This window comes from Labrys sedimenti, assembly GCF_034424805.1.
Classification (GTDB): Bacteria; Pseudomonadota; Alphaproteobacteria; order Rhizobiales; family Labraceae; genus Labrys; species Labrys sedimenti.
The window spans coordinates 37,207-51,308 of sequence record NZ_JAXOUF010000016.1 but is presented as its reverse complement, the minus strand read 5'-3'; the positions used below and the strand labels follow the sequence as shown (position 1 = coordinate 51,308).

Genomic DNA, 14,102 nt, shown 5'->3' with positions numbered 1-14,102 from the left:
GGAATGGCCGAGACGAGCGCGCCCGCTACTCATTGAACCTGCACTTGGACCACGTCACCGGGTTTTCCTTCGGTGGAGGTTGCAACCACCAGAAAACGCCTTTCGTCCTTATGCCTGGATTCGACGATCTGGCGTATCGGTCCGACCGCGTTGACGATGGCGGAGCCGGCCGGGTTCGTGGTGAAGGCCGAGAGCGGCTGCAGCGGCCCTCCTCCGTCCGGCCGGCCCGAAAGCGCAAGGACATAGGATTTCTTCGGTTCAAGGCCACTGACGGCGGCCTGGAGAATCTGGGTCAGGCCCTGATCGAACAAGGATATGCTGGTCGGCGCGGCCTTGTTACCCTTTCCCCCGTCATTCGCTCCCCTGGGCGCGAGCCTCAGATGGGCAGCCTCGCCGGCCGTACCGAGCGGCATCAGGTTCTGCAGGCCATCGCCTTCAGGCACCGCATTGGGAACATAGGCCACGGCCTGCGGCGCCTGCCCGATCGGAATGGTGGCGATCACCTTGTTGGTCAAGGTGTCGATGACGGCAAACTGGTCGGCATTTTCGAGCCCGACATAGACCCGGCTGCCATCGCCCGAGGGCCAGATGCCGTGCGGCAAATTGCCGACCGGAATGGTAGCCACCTGCGCGAAATCGTCGGTGCGGAACACCTTCACCTCGTTCAATCCGCCGACGGTCACATAGGCGAAGCTGCCCTTCTTGTTGGCCACGAGATTCACGTGATTGGTAATCGGGCCGGTATCGAGCGTCTTGACGAGATCAAAGGGAGGTTCGGCCTTGAAGACCTGCGTCTTGCCGATGTCCTTGAGGGTGAACCATACCTGCTTGCCATCGGCCGAAGCGGCGATGTTCGGGCAGAAGGGGCTCGCCTGCTTCACGCTCCCGACGATCTTATGGTCGGCGAGGGAAACGACGACGGTCTGCGGGTTGAACGACGAGCAGACATAGCCGTATTTGCCGTCCGGCGAGAAGATCTGCATGCCCGGCCCGCCCGGGACCTTGATCCGGAGCTTTTCCTCGAAGCTGCCGGTATCGATGACGGAGACATAGTCCTCGCCGCGCACCGTTACCCAGACCTCGCGGCCATCGGGCGTGAAGAAGGCTTCATGCGGGGAACGCCCGACATAGGTGGTGTGCTTGACCGCATTGGTCGCGGTATCGATGAAGGTCACGGAGTTGGAGCCGATGGAAACCACGGCCAGCGTCTTGTGGTCGGGAGAGAACCCCATGCCGTGGACCAGCACCTGGCCCTTGTAGAGCGGGCTGAGATTGCCCGGCTGCGGATCGCCGAGCCGGATGACGCCCAGCAGCCGGTTGTCGACGGGATCGCTCACCGAGACGGTATTCGAGAACTGCTCGGCCGCATAGAGGCGATCCCGGTGGCTGATCGCGATATCCGCCGCCGATGCAGGGCCGGGTATCTGTCCGGCAGCAGCGACAGCGGGCGCCAGCATGGTGCTCGCGAGAAGGCCGAAAGCGAAGAAAGTGCGATGCATGAATGAGTCCTTCATTTGCCCGTTCCCGTCATCGACATGGCGGGAGGCGGGACACTGCCGTTGGCGGGTGGATCGAGGGAGAGGTCAACGGAGGGGTCGACCTGCGTGGGAGCGGCGGCCGGAGCCGGCGGCGGGTCCCCGACTGCCAGGCGCATGGCGGCGATTTCCTGCTGCTGCTCGACGATGATTTCCTGGGCAATGCGCCTGAGTTGCTCGTTGCGGCCATAGCGCAGATAGGTCTGCGCCATGTCGATCGCCCCCTGGTGATGGGGGATCATCATCTCGGTGAAATCACGATCGACATTGCCGGTCGGCTTGACCGCCATCGCGCTCATCATCTTCGACATGGCCGCATCGTTTTCCTGGAGGAACGGCGCCTCGGCGGAGGCCGGCATGGCCTCGTGCCCGTGATGCGCGGCATCATGGGCGGCAGCCGGCAAGAAGCCGGCTGCCAGGATCCAGGCCAGCCCGATGAAGGCGGCGCGGCGCTGAACGGTCATGTTTGCGGTCCCGGTGGTTGGAGCGAGTTCATCTGGGTGGACAACCGGGGCCGGCGTTTATTCCACCGCCTGGGGCATTTTTTCTCTGCGGTCCCGTTTCCGGCGGTTGAGCCCCTATATTCACCCGGATAATATTGACATCCATTCCACCCGGGCCTATTTTGCGGGTCCAACAGGATCAGGGATCATGACCCATCTTGCCCTCATCGCCTTTGCCGGGCGCAGGCGCCTGGCCGAGGGCGATGCCATTACCGTTGCCCTGGCCATCCGCCAGGCCCAGGATGCGGGCGAGGCTTCGCCCGTACAGGTGTTCGAAGATGCCACCGGCCGGCCTGTCGATCTCGACCTGCGCGGCACGCCGGAGGACATCCGCGCCCGTTATGCCCTGATCGAGCCGCCGCCGCGTGGGCCGGGACGCCCCAAGCTCGGCGTCGTCGCCCGCGAAATCACCCTGCTGCCGCGCCATTGGGATTGGCTGGCCTCCCAGCCGGGTGGCGCCTCCGTGGCGCTGCGCCGCTTGGTGGACGACGCCCGCCATGCCTCCGAGGGGACGGACCGGCTGCGCGAGGCCCGCGAGGCTGCCTATCGCTTCATGAGCGCCATGGCCGGCAACGAGCCGCATTACGAGGAAGCGATTCGCGCCCTGTTCGCCGGCGACGACGAAAAATTCGCTGCCATGATCGCCGACTGGCCCGGTGACGTCAGCAGGCATGCGCACAAGCTGGCGGAAGCCGCCTTCACCACCACCGCGACGGCGGCCGAGGGAGGCGGCAACGGGCAGCTCCGTTATCAGTCCGCGACAGGCGGGCTTCGCGCCTGAAACCGGCCCATGAACCCGCTCCGGCGCCCTCAAGGGGCGCGCGAGCGGGCCGCCAGCATAACTCCTTTGCCGGCCACGTGAATTTTCACTTTTTGCAACGCAGAAAATTTTCGCCCCGGGCGAAAATTTTTCTTGCATATGACGCCCATTCTTCCTATTTCCCGGCTTGCCCAATTTCGCACGTGCCTGTGGCCGCGTGTCGGTCGGTGGACATCCAGACAAGAGGCTGGACGGTCGCCAGGGATGGACTAGGGATCGCGGCAGTGGTCCCTTGAGGTGATCAGGCACAGAGTGCCGAAGTCATCGAATCCCGAACAACGATCGGCAGCCGGAGGCGACCGGTGAACCCCGTACTCCGCGGGGGACGCAGCTTGAAGCAACGACGAAGCGGGCTTTTTTGGTCTCGGCTGGTTTCCATATCCAGCGACTGAAGAGGCTTGTTTCTCTTTGCCAGGCGTGCGGACCGGGTATCCCGATCCAATCCAAGGCAGTTTCGAACCATGCAGCGGCTTGATCCGTTGTGTGGCGATTTGCATCCCGTCGCGGCGAGGCATCCGGCCTTTCCGGCGGTGGGCGGCGCGTCAGCATCGAACGTCCGCGGCTCCACCCCGCGGCGGCGGTGAGGTCGCACCGATCTGTGACACCCTTTGGATTTTGGGGAGACCCGCCATGACCGACCGCATCCTCGACTATCTCCGACGTACCCCCGCCGACGGCCCCCGGCTCGTCGTCGATCTCGACGTGGTGGAGCGGAATTATTCGGCGTTCGCGCATGCGCTCCCCGACACCCGCGTCTTCTACGCCGTGAAGGCCAACCCGGCCCCCGAGATCCTCAACCTGCTGGCCGGCCTTGGCTCCAGCTTCGACTGCGCTTCCGTCGTCGAGATCGAGCAGGTGCTCGCCACCGGCGCCGATGCCGATCGCATCTCCTTCGGCAACACCATCAAGAAGGAGCGTGACATCGCCCGCGCCTTCGAGCTCGGCGTGCGCTTGTTCGCCGTCGACTGCGTGGCCGAGGTCGAGAAGATCGCCCGCGTCGCTCCCGGTTCGCGCGTGTTCTGCCGCATCCTGTGCGACGGCGCCGGCGCCGAATGGCCGCTGTCGAAGAAGTTCGGCTGCGCGCCTTCCATGGCGCCCGACGTGCTCGAGCAGGCCCAGGTCCTCGGCCTCGCCGCCTATGGCGTGTCGTTCCATGTCGGCTCGCAGCAGGGCAATGTGCAGGCCTGGGACAGCGCCCTGGCCACCGCTGCCAGCATCTTCCGCGAGATGGCCGAGCGTGGCATCACGCTGTCGATGGTGAACATGGGTGGCGGCTTCCCGGCCAAGTATCTGCGCGCCATGCCCGGCGTGCCGGCCTATGGCGAAGCGATCTTCAATTCGCTGCGCACCCATTTCGGCAACCAGCTGCCCGAGACCATCATCGAGCCGGGCCGCGGCATGGTCGGCGATGCCGGCATGATCGAGGCCGAGGTGGTGCTAGTGTCCAAGAAGGCCGAAACGGACGAGATCCGCTGGGTCTATCTCGACATCGGCAAGTTCCATGGCCTCGCCGAGACCATGGACGAGGCCATCCGCTACCCGATCCGCACCGAGCGGGACGGCGACGCCAAGGCGCCCTGCGTCCTGGCCGGACCGACCTGCGACAGCGTCGACGTGCTCTATGAGAAGACCCCCTATGATCTTCCCGTGAGCCTGTCGATCGGCGACAAGGTGCTGATCGAGGCCTGCGGGGCCTACACCACCACCTATTCCACCATCGGCTTCAACGGCTTCCCGCCGCTGGCCTCCGTGGTGATCTGACAAGGGTGTCGTCCCGGATGCATCGCAGCATGCAATGATGCGATGCAGATCCGGGACCGCTCTGGCGTCTCATCCTGAACCCGGTCCCGTGTCTGCGACGCATCGGTTTGCGCTGCATCGCGCACGGGATGACCTCCCATCGTCCCGTACGGCCGTTTCATCGGTGCGAGGGCTGTCGCTCTATCCTTTCGAAGGAGCCACGGCCATGATCCGTATTGTCCAAGAAACCTCCTCCCATCTCGAAGCTCGCGAGGCCCTGCTCGACGGCTGCTTCGGTCCGTCCCGTTTCGCCAAGACCAGCGAGCGCCTGCGCGAAGGCCGCCTGCCGGCCAAGGGCCTGGCCTTCACCGCCGTCGATGACAACCGGCTGATCGGCACGCTGCGCCTGTGGAACATCTCCGCCGGCCCCGGCCGGCCCGCCCTGCTGCTGGGACCGCTCGCCGTCGATATCAGCTATCGCAGCGAAGGACTCGGCGCACGCCTGATGTGGCATGGTATCGGCTATGCCCAGGAATATGGCCACAAGGCCATCCTCCTGGTAGGTGATGCCCCCTACTATAGCCGCTTCGGCTTTTCGACCGACCTCACCGAGCGTCTCTGGCTGCCCGGGCCGGTGGAGCGCAACCGCTTCCTCGGCCTGGAACTGGTGCCCGACGGGTTGGTGGGAGCGGCCGGCCTGGTGAACGCGACCGGCGAACTTGAAACCGCGCCCGACTTCGCGGCGCTCGTCGCCCAAGCGGCCAACGACACCGCCTTCCGCTTCGCGGCGTAACCTGGGAGCGTGGACGTCCTCGTCCGCCTCTTTCCTTCCTGTGAATGCCTTGTTTCCAAGAGCGGACGAGGACGTCCGCGCTCCCAGGATGTCATCCCTGCTTCACATTCACGCGACAAAACTTGCACCCGCGGGTCCCAGCGCCTAAACGCTGGGGCTTGCACATTTTGGAGGATTGAATGGCTCAATGGCCTGTCTACGGTAAGATTTCCGGCCCCGTCGTGATCATTGGTTTCGGTTCGATCGGTCGTGGCGTGCTGCCGCTGATCGAGCGTCATTTCGAATATGACAAGGAGCGCATGGTCATCATCGACCCGCATCCGCTCGATGCCGACCGCAAGATCATCGAAGAGCACGGTATTCGTTTCGTGCAGGAGGCCGTTACCAAGGACAATTACAAGAGCCTGCTGCAGCCCTTGCTCACCGCCGGCGGCGGCCAGGGCTTCTGCGTCAATCTCTCGGTCGACACCGGTTCCGTCGACCTGATGGAATTCGCCCGCAGCCTCGGGGCTCTCTACATCGATACGGTGGTCGAGCCCTGGCTCGGCTTCTATTTCGACAAGAATGCCGGCCCGGAAGCGCGCACCAACTATGCCCTGCGCGAGAGCATGCTGGCCGCCAAGCGCCGCACGCCCGGCGGTCCGACAGCCGTTTCCTGCTGCGGCGCCAATCCCGGCATGGTCTCCTGGTTCGTCAAGCAGGCCCTGCTCGACGTCGCCGAGGCGACGGGCCATAGCTCGGCCGATCCCAAGACCCGCGAGGAATGGGCGGCGCTCGCCCGCAAGGTCGGCGTCAAGGGCATCCACATCGCCGAGCGCGACACCCAGCGCGCCAGGCATCCCAAGCCCCGCGGCGTCTTCGTCAACACCTGGTCGGTCGAAGGTTTCATCTCCGAAGGCCTGCAGCCGGCGGAGCTGGGCTGGGGCACGCACGAGACCTGGATGCCCGAGACCGGGCGCACCCACAAGGAAGGCTGCGGCGCGGCGATCTATTTGCTGCAGCCCGGCGCCAACACCCGCGTGCTGAGCTGGTGCCCGACGCCGGGTCCGCAATATGGTTTCCTCGTCACCCATAACGAGGCGATCTCGATCGCCGACTATCTGACGGTGCGCGAGAATGGCGAGGCGGTCTACCGCCCGACCTGCCACTACGCCTATCACCCGGCCAACGATGCCGTGCTCTCGCTGCACGAGATGTTCGGTGCCGCCGGCAAGGCGCAGGACAAGTTCGTCATCCTCGACGAGAAGGAAATCGAGGACGGCGCGGACGAGCTCGGCGTGCTGCTCTATGGCCATGGCAAGAATGCCTATTGGTACGGCTCCCAGCTCACGGTCGAGGAGACCCGCAAGCTCGCGCCCTACCAGAACGCCACCGGCATGCAGGTCACCTCGGCCGTGCTGGCCGGCATGGTCTGGGCGCTGGAGAATCCGGAAGCCGGCATCGTCGAAGCCGACGAAATGGACTTCCGCCGCTGCCTCGAAGTGCAGAAGCCCTATCTCGGCCCGGTCAAGGGCTACTACACCGACTGGACCCCGCTCGATGGCCGCCCGGGCTTTTTCGCCGAGGATCTCGACACCGCCGATCCCTGGCAGTTCCGCAACATCCTGGTGCGGTGACGAAAAGCCTTCTCCCCTTGCGGGAGAAGGAAATAGGCCTACACCGGCGCGAAGCGAAAATGCCCGGTCTGCGGGAAGGCGAACAGCGTATCCTCTTCCCGCGCGCCCTGGCCGATATTGTGGATCGCCAGCCGGCGTACGGGCGTCTCGGCCGAGACCTGCGACGAGACGACCACGATATGCGGCAGATTGCCGGGCAGCATCTGGGTGACCAGGTCGCCCGGCAGGTAGTCCGCCGGATCAGCGGTCACCGCCAGCGCCGCACCCTTGCGCTTGAAGAAGGCGATCAGGTTGGGCACGCGGCGGTGGTCGATATTGGGATCGGGCGCCCGCATGCCCCAATTCCTGGGATAGGCGGCAAAGCCGGCCTTCATGTCCTCGTGCACGAGACGCTGGAGATCGAGGGCGAAGGCCTTGCGATAGGCACGCACCACCACGTCGGTGCACACACCCCGCTCGGGCGCCACATCCCCGCCGGGATAGGCGATACGCCTGTAGGCAGGATCATAGAGGGTGGTGACGCCGATCTGGCTGCGCGCCGCATCCACCAGGGCTCTGCGCCAGTCCGGCCCCGCACTGGATGCCTGCGCCAGCGCGGCATCGGCGGGTCCCCCAGCCAGGGCAAGAAGACCAAGCTGCAGAACCCTGCGACGCGTTATTTCATTCATACCAAGCCCTTGCTTGCCACCAGTTTCTCCAGCGCCGACAGCCAGTGCTCGTAATAGTGCGAGCCATCGTCGGGGGCATCGGCCGCGATCTCACGGCCCAGCGCCTCGGCCCATTCGGGCCAGGTGAACACGCCTTTTTCATGGAGGGAGACGGCGAGCGCGAAGGCACGGGCCTCCCAGGGCTCGCGGAACACGGGTTCGCCGCGATCGCGCGGAATGGAAGGAATGGCGTCAAGCGGGGTCAAGATAGCTCTCCCACAGATCGAGCATCACTGTCAGCGTCGGATCGGCCTGCGGTCCCCAGAGCTCGGTGCCGGTGAAGCGGACCGTATAGAGCCATTCGGGGTTCTCGCCTTCGCCATGGGCGTTGGTGTCGGGCAGCACGAACATGCCATGCGCCTCCACGACGGTGCCGAGATGCCCGCGCGCATAGCGCGGCAGCCTCGTATGGGTGATCTTGTGCTCGTTGCGCGCCCTGACACCCTCGCCGACAGCAAAACGCGCGGGTTGGCTGACCGGACGGTCGCAGCGCGTACCGGCGGCCAGCGCAGCCGGCACCTCGGAGGCTTTGATCACGCGCTTCACTGGTTTGGCCGGCTCGATCGCCTGCCCCTCGGCAAGCTCGGCCTCGCTGACCATCGCCTTGGCCAGCATCAGCTTGATCAGGGCCTTGATCCAGATCTCGTAATAGGAGGAGGAAAGATAATCCGCCGGCGGCAGGCTCTCGCGCGCATAACGTCCGGCATCGAGCGGCCAGGAGCCGGTGGCGCCCATGGCGAGCGTCACCGCCATCGCCCGCTTCTCCCAGGCGGCATGGAAGAAAGGTTCGTCCTTTTCCGGCGCGATCGGCCCGAAGCCCATCATGCCGCCGAGGTCCTGCGCACCGTTCATGCCAAACTCCGAGCAAGGCAAGGCCAATAGCCTGTCTTACGCGGAGTCGGTCCTGCTTGGCAAAAGCAATGAAGCCTCAGCCCCGCCCCGGCAGCATGCTCTGCAGCACGCCGTCGCGATCCCACAGCCAGTGTTTGAAGGCGGCAGCCACATGCAGGAGGACCAGGCCGATCAGCACGAAGGCGAGACGGTGATGCAACGCCTTCATCTGTTCGGAAAGCTCGAAATCGGGCGCAACCAGGTTGGGAACATGCCCTCCCCCGGGCAACTGGATCGGCAGCGGCAGCGGCGAGGCCGAGATCATCACATAACCGGTGACCAGCATGGCGAAGATCAGGCCATAGAGGGCGACATGCACCGCCTTGCTCAGCACGCGCTCGTGACGCGGCATGCTCTCCGGCAATACCGGTGCCCGGGCCAGGAGGCGCCAGGCAGCGCGTAGCGCCATCAGCAGGAAGACGAGGGCGCCCAAGCTCTTGTGCAGCTGATAGAGATCGAAGCGCTGGCCCTGGTCCGCCACCCATTCCACCATGGCAAGGCCGAGCCCCAGCATGAACAGGATAAGGGCAGCGCAGGACCAGTGCAGGAATTGCCCGGTCGCGCTCCAGCGATGGGCGCGGGAAGCCGTCCCCTTCATCACCACGCCCCCGTCACTGGGCCCAATCTTCTCATCGAACCAAGTCTTTCATTGAGCCTGGGCTTCGGTGGTGACGATCAGGTCGACATCGTTGCTGATCGCCGGAAAACCAGCGCTCATGTTGAAGGCGAGCCGCTTGATCACGCCGGTCGCCCGGAAGCCGATCTGTGCATTCGCCTTGTCGGCCGGCTTGTCCAGGGCAACGTCGATGGTGAGCGGACGAGTGATGCCACGTATGGTCAGCTCGCCCGTGACCCGGGCATGGCTGCCATCGAGCTTCTCGACCTTGGTCGAGGTGAAGGTAATGGTCGGATATTGCGCCACGTCGAAGAAGGCATCGGTGCGCAGATAGTCGTTGAAGGAGGGCGAGCCGACATCGACGGATTTCGCCGCTACCTTGAAGCTGACGCGACTGGCGGCCGGATTGTCGAAATTGATCGAGATCTTGCCGTCGAAATCGTGGAAGCGCCCCTTGGTGCGCGGCCAGCCGATACCGTCGACGACGAAGCCGACCGATGTCCTGGCCGGATTGATGCGCCAGTTGCGGGCTTCGGCCGAGCCGGCATGGCTGGCGCCGAGCAGGCAGGCGATCAGGGATATGGCTCCCAGCGAGAGCCTCTTCAATCTTGCGGGGGGCAGTCTTGCGGTGGTCATGGCTCCGTTCCGTCTCGATCCGTCACGCAGGAAGGTTCGGTTGGAAAACACACCGTGCTGGATTTTATTCGTATTCCCGATGATAGGCCGATCACAACGGGGTGAACGGCTATCGGTACCGCCTCAACCCAGGCCGATCCGCGGCACCGGCGTGCGCGAGGCCTGATCGATCAACCAGTCGACCAAAGCGCCGATCTCGGGCCTGGCGAGGGTCTCCTCGCTGCAGATGCAGTGATAGTTCTTGGCCGCCGGCACGCGCTGCGTCAGCGGCTGAACCAGCCGACCTTCGTCGAGATCGCGTGCCGAGATCACATCATCGACCAAGGCCACGCCCTGACCATCCCGGGCCGCCTGGAGAATGAGGGCGAAGTCGCCGAAATAGATGTCGGCCGCGCCCGGATATTTCACCCGGGCCTGCGCCAGCCAGCGGCGCCACTCCGATCCATCGTCCTCGTGCAGCAGCCGGTGATGCAGCACGTCGGCGGGGTGGCGGATGGCATGCGGCCCACGCAGCAATTGCGGGCTGCAGACCGGCATCAGATAGACGCCGTGCAGCATGCGCCACCAGAAGCCCGGCCAGGGCGGGTTGCCATAGACGATGGCAACATCGGTCCTGCGCCAGTCGATGGCATGGAATTCGACGCCGGTGGCGACATTCAGCCTGAGGTGGCGGTGGTCGGCCATGAAGGCGAACAGACGGGGCGCGAGCCAGGTCGTCCCCAGCACGGACGGAATGCAGAGATTCACCACGACCTCGGCCCGGCGGTCGATCCGCTGCGCCGAAAGACTGCGCACACCCTCGCCGATCTCGGCCATGGCGACCCCGACGGATTGCTGCAGCATCAGGCCGGCCTCCGTCAACACGAGCCGGCGCCCCACCTTCGCGAAGAGATCCATGCCGAGATGGAGTTGCAGCGAGCGCAACTGCTGGCTCACGGCACCCGGCGTGACATGCAACTCGGCGGCAGCGGCCCCGACATGACCGAGCCGTGCCACGACCTCGAAGACCTTGAAAGCATGAAGCGGCGGAAGCATGCGCCCCTAATTGTTTAGTTTCAATCACGCTAAAACTAGCAGAACATTTAGCTTGTTTCCATGCATCGCGTGCCGGACAGTCGGGTCATCCAGAGCAGAACAGCCAAAACCACGGCACGAAGGGAACGCATCCATGCGCTCGACGAAGACCCATTTTGCACGCACCGCTCTCTGCGGGTTTGTTGCCCTCCTCGGCGTTTCCACGGGGGCGGCCTGGGCGGCGGATGTGCCCTCCTTTGCCAGGAACGGCACCTTCAAGGTCTGTACCGCCGGCGAGTTCCCGCCGATGGAATTCTACGAAAAGCCCGGCGACAAGGCCCTTGTCGGTTTCGAGATCGATGTGGCCGAGGCACTCGCCCAGCAATGGGGCGCCAAGACCGACTATGTCGTCGGCGACTTCAAGGGCCTGCTGCCTTCGCTCGATTCCCAGCGTTGCGATGCCGTCATCAGCGGCATCACGCTCAGGCCCGAGCGGCTGCAGAAATATGACGGCATCGGTTATTTCAAGACCTCCACCGTGATGGTGACGGCTGCCGGCGACAGCGGGACCAAGGTGCCCGAGGATTTCAGCGGCAAGACCGTCGCCGTCGAGGCGGGCACAACCTTCGAACCGACGCTTGCCGCGCTCAATGCCACCTTGGCCAAGGCCGGCCGGCCCGAGGCCGTGCTGCAGCCCTACCCTTCGGCCTCGGCCGTCATCCAGCAGATCCTTGTCGGCCGGGCCGCCGGCACCATCACGCTGGACACCACGGCAGCCTATCGCATGGCGCAGACGCCCGGGCGGCTGCAGGTGCCCTACACCTATCCGGACAAGGAATATTACGCGATCTATCTGCGCAAGGATGCCGGCGACCGCAACGCCGTCCGGGCCAGCCTCGAAGCCTTGCGAACCGAAGGCCGCATGCAGGACATCCTGAAGAAGTGGAACCTGTCGCCCGAGGCCGTCGAGGTCGACGGCATCGCGGCTCGATGAAGCGGCGCAATGTTCGACTTCCAACTCTTCCTCGACGCCGTCTTCGGCTGGCCCCTGGCCGAAGGCGCGCTTCTGACCATCGCCCTGTCGCTTGCCGTGATGGCCGTGTCGATGGTGACGGCCATGGGCACGGCCTCCCTGGCCACCTCGCCGCGCCGCCTGCTGCGCTGGAGCGTCGTCGGCTATGTCTGGCTGCTACGCGGCACGCCGGCTTTGCTGGTGCTGCTTTTCATCTGGAACGGCCTACCCCAGCTCTCGCCGCTATTCCGGGCCAGTTGGTTCTCCCCCTTCCTGGCCGCCTTCTTCGCACTCACCCTGATCCAGGTGGCCTATCTCACCGAGATCCTGCGTAGCGCCTTCGCGGCGGTCGGGCCGGGGCAGCGCGAAGCCGGCGCGGCGCTCGGCCTGCATCGCGGCCAGATCTTCGTCCTGATCACGCTGCCCCAAGCCATGCGCATCGCCCTGCCCGCCCTGATGAGCGAGTTCATCACGCTCCTGAAGACCACCTCGCTCGCCACGGTGATCTCGCTCAAGGAACTGATGACCGTTACCCAATATGCGATCGCCACCAGCTTCCGCTTCATGGAATGGTATGGCGCGGCGCTGGTCTATTACCTCGTCATGGTCTCGATCCTGACCGCCATCCAGATGCGGACCGAGGCACTCTTCGCAAGAGGCCGGCGCTGATGGCCCTGCCTTCCGCCACCATCGCGCCGACCCGTACGAAGACATCGCGCCCTGATCCTGGAGGAACGGCATGATCGTGGCCCTTCCCACCGCCTGGTTTGCCAGGGAACGCCTCACGCCCGACCTGACCCGGCTGTGGGAGCCTTTCGTCCATTCCTTCTTCCAGGCCAACATCTTCCATCTCAGGGGCCGCGACGCCGACCTGGTGCTCGATTTCGGCATGGGACTGTCCTCGCTGCGCGGCGCCCTCGATCTTACCCCAGGCAAGCCCGTCCTGGCGGTGGCGAGCCACGGCCATGTCGACCATGTCGGCTCCTTCCACGAATTCGAGCAGCGTTTCGGTCACGCCGCCGAACAGACTGCCTTCGCCGAGATGCGCGACGGCGAGACGCTTGCTGCGTTGTTCCGGGGTATCGAAGAAGCCGTCGCCCAGCCGCCGACCCCGGCCTGGCGCGCCGCCGAGTACAGCCTCACTCCCGCTCCCCTGACGACGCTCCTGGCCGAAGGCGACAGCCTCGATCTCGGCAATCCCCGGCTGCGCGTGCTGCATCTGCCCGGCCATTCCCCCGGATCGATCGGCCTGCTGGACGAGCACGACGGCCTGTTCTTCAGCGGCGATGCGATCTATCGCGGCGGCCTCGTCGACGACGTGCCGGGCGCCGACAGGACAGTCTATCGCCAGACGATGGAGCGCCTCGCCCGGCTCGACGTCGCCGTGGCCCATGGCGGCCACGGCGCCAGCATGGACCGCACCGCCATGCAGGCGATCGCACGAGGCTATTTGCGGGACGGCGATGGAGAGGGGTGATTGAGTCGACGGCAGGCGGCCTTGATCGATCCGGCATTGACAAGCCAGCCTGCCTGGCGCATTGGGCACGCCCCAATTTTCATGATCGGTGCCACCATGCTGCCCACGACCGTGAAAGACTTGGCCTGCCTCGGCAAGCGTATCGTCGTCCTCGGCCCTTCCAATGCCGGCAAGTCGACGCTCGCCGTCGCCCTCTCCAGAAAGCTTGGCGTACCCGCCGTGCATCTCGACCAATTCAGCCATCGGCCCCATACCGACTGGCAGCCCCGGCCTGAGGCCGAGTTCAAGGCCCTGCATGATGCCGCCATCATGGAAGAGCGCTGGGTGATGGAGGGCAATTACACGCGCCTGATGCCGCAGCGCTTCGCCCGGGCCACCGGCGCGATCCTGATCACCTCCCATCACTGGCTGCGCTTCTATCGCTATCTCAAGCGCACGCTGGTCAACCGCTCCAGCCGCGCCGGCCATCTGGAGGGCGCCAAGGACAGTCTCAAATGGGAGATGGTCCACTGGATCCTGGTCAAGACTCGTGACAGCAGGATCAAATATGCCGAAATCATCGGCAAATCCGGCCTGCCCGCCATCGAATGCCATACGGCGAAGGAGCTCAAAAAACTCTATCGGGCCTGGGATCTGTAGAGGCTACACGCTCCTTTGGACACGATGACCGGCTTATTCTTCCATCGAGAACCAATGTGCCCATCTACCGGACCGAATAAGGGGCGACAATCCCTCCCGACTT

15 protein-coding genes and 1 pseudogene are annotated in these 14,102 nt (G+C 64.8%); 8 read left to right on the top strand and 8 right to left on the bottom strand.

Translation table 11 applies throughout. From position 1 onward, the window contains the following. Positions 1 to 29: 29 nt before the first annotated feature. Together U1R88_RS28075 and U1R88_RS28070 are read right to left on the bottom strand one after the other, a co-directional pair. Positions 30 to 1,514 carry a YncE family protein gene (locus U1R88_RS28075; protein WP_322434235.1) on the bottom strand — a complete coding sequence of 495 codons (1,485 nt, stop codon included), beginning with the start codon at positions 1,512 to 1,514 and terminating at the stop codon, positions 30 to 32. Next, the gene (locus U1R88_RS28070) at positions 1,511 to 1,999 is read right to left on the bottom strand and encodes a DUF305 domain-containing protein (RefSeq protein ID WP_322434234.1); all 489 of its coding nucleotides are present in this window, start codon (positions 1,997 to 1,999) and stop codon (positions 1,511 to 1,513) included. Before U1R88_RS28070 ends, U1R88_RS28075 begins: the two co-directional genes overlap by 4 nt. Positions 2,000 to 2,186: 187 nt before the next feature. Here U1R88_RS28070 and U1R88_RS28065 point away from each other — a divergent pair, with 187 nt between their 5' ends. The 4 genes from U1R88_RS28065 to U1R88_RS28050 all read left to right on the top strand — a co-directional run bounded on the left by U1R88_RS28065 (position 2,187) and on the right by U1R88_RS28050 (position 7,007). Continuing rightward, entirely contained in the window at positions 2,187 to 2,819 is a 633-nt protein-coding gene (locus tag U1R88_RS28065) for a DUF2239 family protein (protein WP_322434233.1), read from the top strand. Between the two features lie 669 nt (positions 2,820 to 3,488). Continuing rightward, entirely contained in the window at positions 3,489 to 4,619 is a 1,131-nt protein-coding gene (locus tag U1R88_RS28060; protein WP_322434232.1) for a type III PLP-dependent enzyme, read from the top strand. Between the two features lie 205 nt (positions 4,620 to 4,824). Further along, positions 4,825 to 5,391 carry a GNAT family N-acetyltransferase gene (locus U1R88_RS28055; protein WP_322434231.1) on the top strand — a complete coding sequence of 189 codons (567 nt, stop codon included), beginning with the start codon at positions 4,825 to 4,827 and terminating at the stop codon, positions 5,389 to 5,391. A gap of 179 nt (positions 5,392 to 5,570) precedes the next feature. Further along, positions 5,571 to 7,007 (top strand): homospermidine synthase, encoded by a 1,437-nt coding sequence (locus tag U1R88_RS28050; protein ID WP_322434230.1) that lies wholly within the window; start codon positions 5,571 to 5,573, stop codon positions 7,005 to 7,007. 38 nt (positions 7,008 to 7,045) lie between these two features. Here the strand turns inward: U1R88_RS28050 and U1R88_RS28045 are convergent, their stop codons facing one another. From U1R88_RS28045 to U1R88_RS28020, 6 genes and pseudogenes are all read right to left on the bottom strand, one after another. Then, on the bottom strand, positions 7,046 to 7,675 hold the full coding sequence (locus tag U1R88_RS28045; protein ID WP_322434229.1) for a DUF1287 domain-containing protein: 630 nt from the start codon (positions 7,673 to 7,675) through the stop codon (positions 7,046 to 7,048). 2 nt (positions 7,676 to 7,677) lie between these two features. Beyond that, positions 7,678 to 7,938: pseudogene (locus U1R88_RS28040) on the bottom strand (nitrile hydratase accessory protein); the annotation flags it as partial. Further along, the gene (nthB, locus tag U1R88_RS28035) at positions 7,907 to 8,566 is read right to left on the bottom strand and encodes a nitrile hydratase subunit beta (protein ID WP_322434228.1); all 660 of its coding nucleotides are present in this window, start codon (positions 8,564 to 8,566) and stop codon (positions 7,907 to 7,909) included. The pseudogene U1R88_RS28040 and the gene nthB, both read right to left, overlap by 32 nt. Positions 8,567 to 8,642: 76 nt before the next feature. Beyond that, a complete protein-coding gene (locus U1R88_RS28030) occupies positions 8,643 to 9,203 on the bottom strand; it encodes a cytochrome b (RefSeq protein ID WP_322434227.1) in 561 nt (186 codons plus the stop codon). Positions 9,204 to 9,251: 48 nt separating this feature from the next. Then, positions 9,252 to 9,857 carry a YceI family protein gene (locus U1R88_RS28025; RefSeq protein ID WP_322434226.1) on the bottom strand — a complete coding sequence of 202 codons (606 nt, stop codon included), beginning with the start codon at positions 9,855 to 9,857 and terminating at the stop codon, positions 9,252 to 9,254. Positions 9,858 to 9,980: 123 nt separating this feature from the next. Further along, the gene (locus tag U1R88_RS28020; protein ID WP_322434225.1) at positions 9,981 to 10,892 is read right to left on the bottom strand and encodes a LysR substrate-binding domain-containing protein; all 912 of its coding nucleotides are present in this window, start codon (positions 10,890 to 10,892) and stop codon (positions 9,981 to 9,983) included. Positions 10,893 to 11,025: 133 nt separating this feature from the next. Between U1R88_RS28020 and U1R88_RS28015 the strand changes: the two genes are divergently transcribed. From U1R88_RS28015 to U1R88_RS28000, 4 genes are all read left to right on the top strand, one after another. After that, a complete protein-coding gene (locus tag U1R88_RS28015) occupies positions 11,026 to 11,865 on the top strand; it encodes an ABC transporter substrate-binding protein (RefSeq protein WP_322434224.1) in 840 nt (279 codons plus the stop codon). Positions 11,866 to 11,874: 9 nt separating this feature from the next. After that, on the top strand, positions 11,875 to 12,552 hold the full coding sequence (locus U1R88_RS28010) for an amino acid ABC transporter permease (protein ID WP_322434223.1): 678 nt from the start codon (positions 11,875 to 11,877) through the stop codon (positions 12,550 to 12,552). A 70-nt stretch (positions 12,553 to 12,622) separates the two neighbouring features. Continuing rightward, complete coding sequence (locus U1R88_RS28005) at positions 12,623 to 13,360, top strand: MBL fold metallo-hydrolase (RefSeq protein ID WP_322434222.1); 738 nt, start codon at positions 12,623 to 12,625, stop codon at positions 13,358 to 13,360. Between the two features lie 96 nt (positions 13,361 to 13,456). Further along, positions 13,457 to 13,999: a P-loop NTPase family protein gene (locus tag U1R88_RS28000; RefSeq protein ID WP_322434221.1), complete on the top strand. Its 543-nt coding sequence runs from the start codon at positions 13,457 to 13,459 to the stop codon at positions 13,997 to 13,999. Positions 14,000 to 14,102 lie beyond the last annotated feature (103 nt).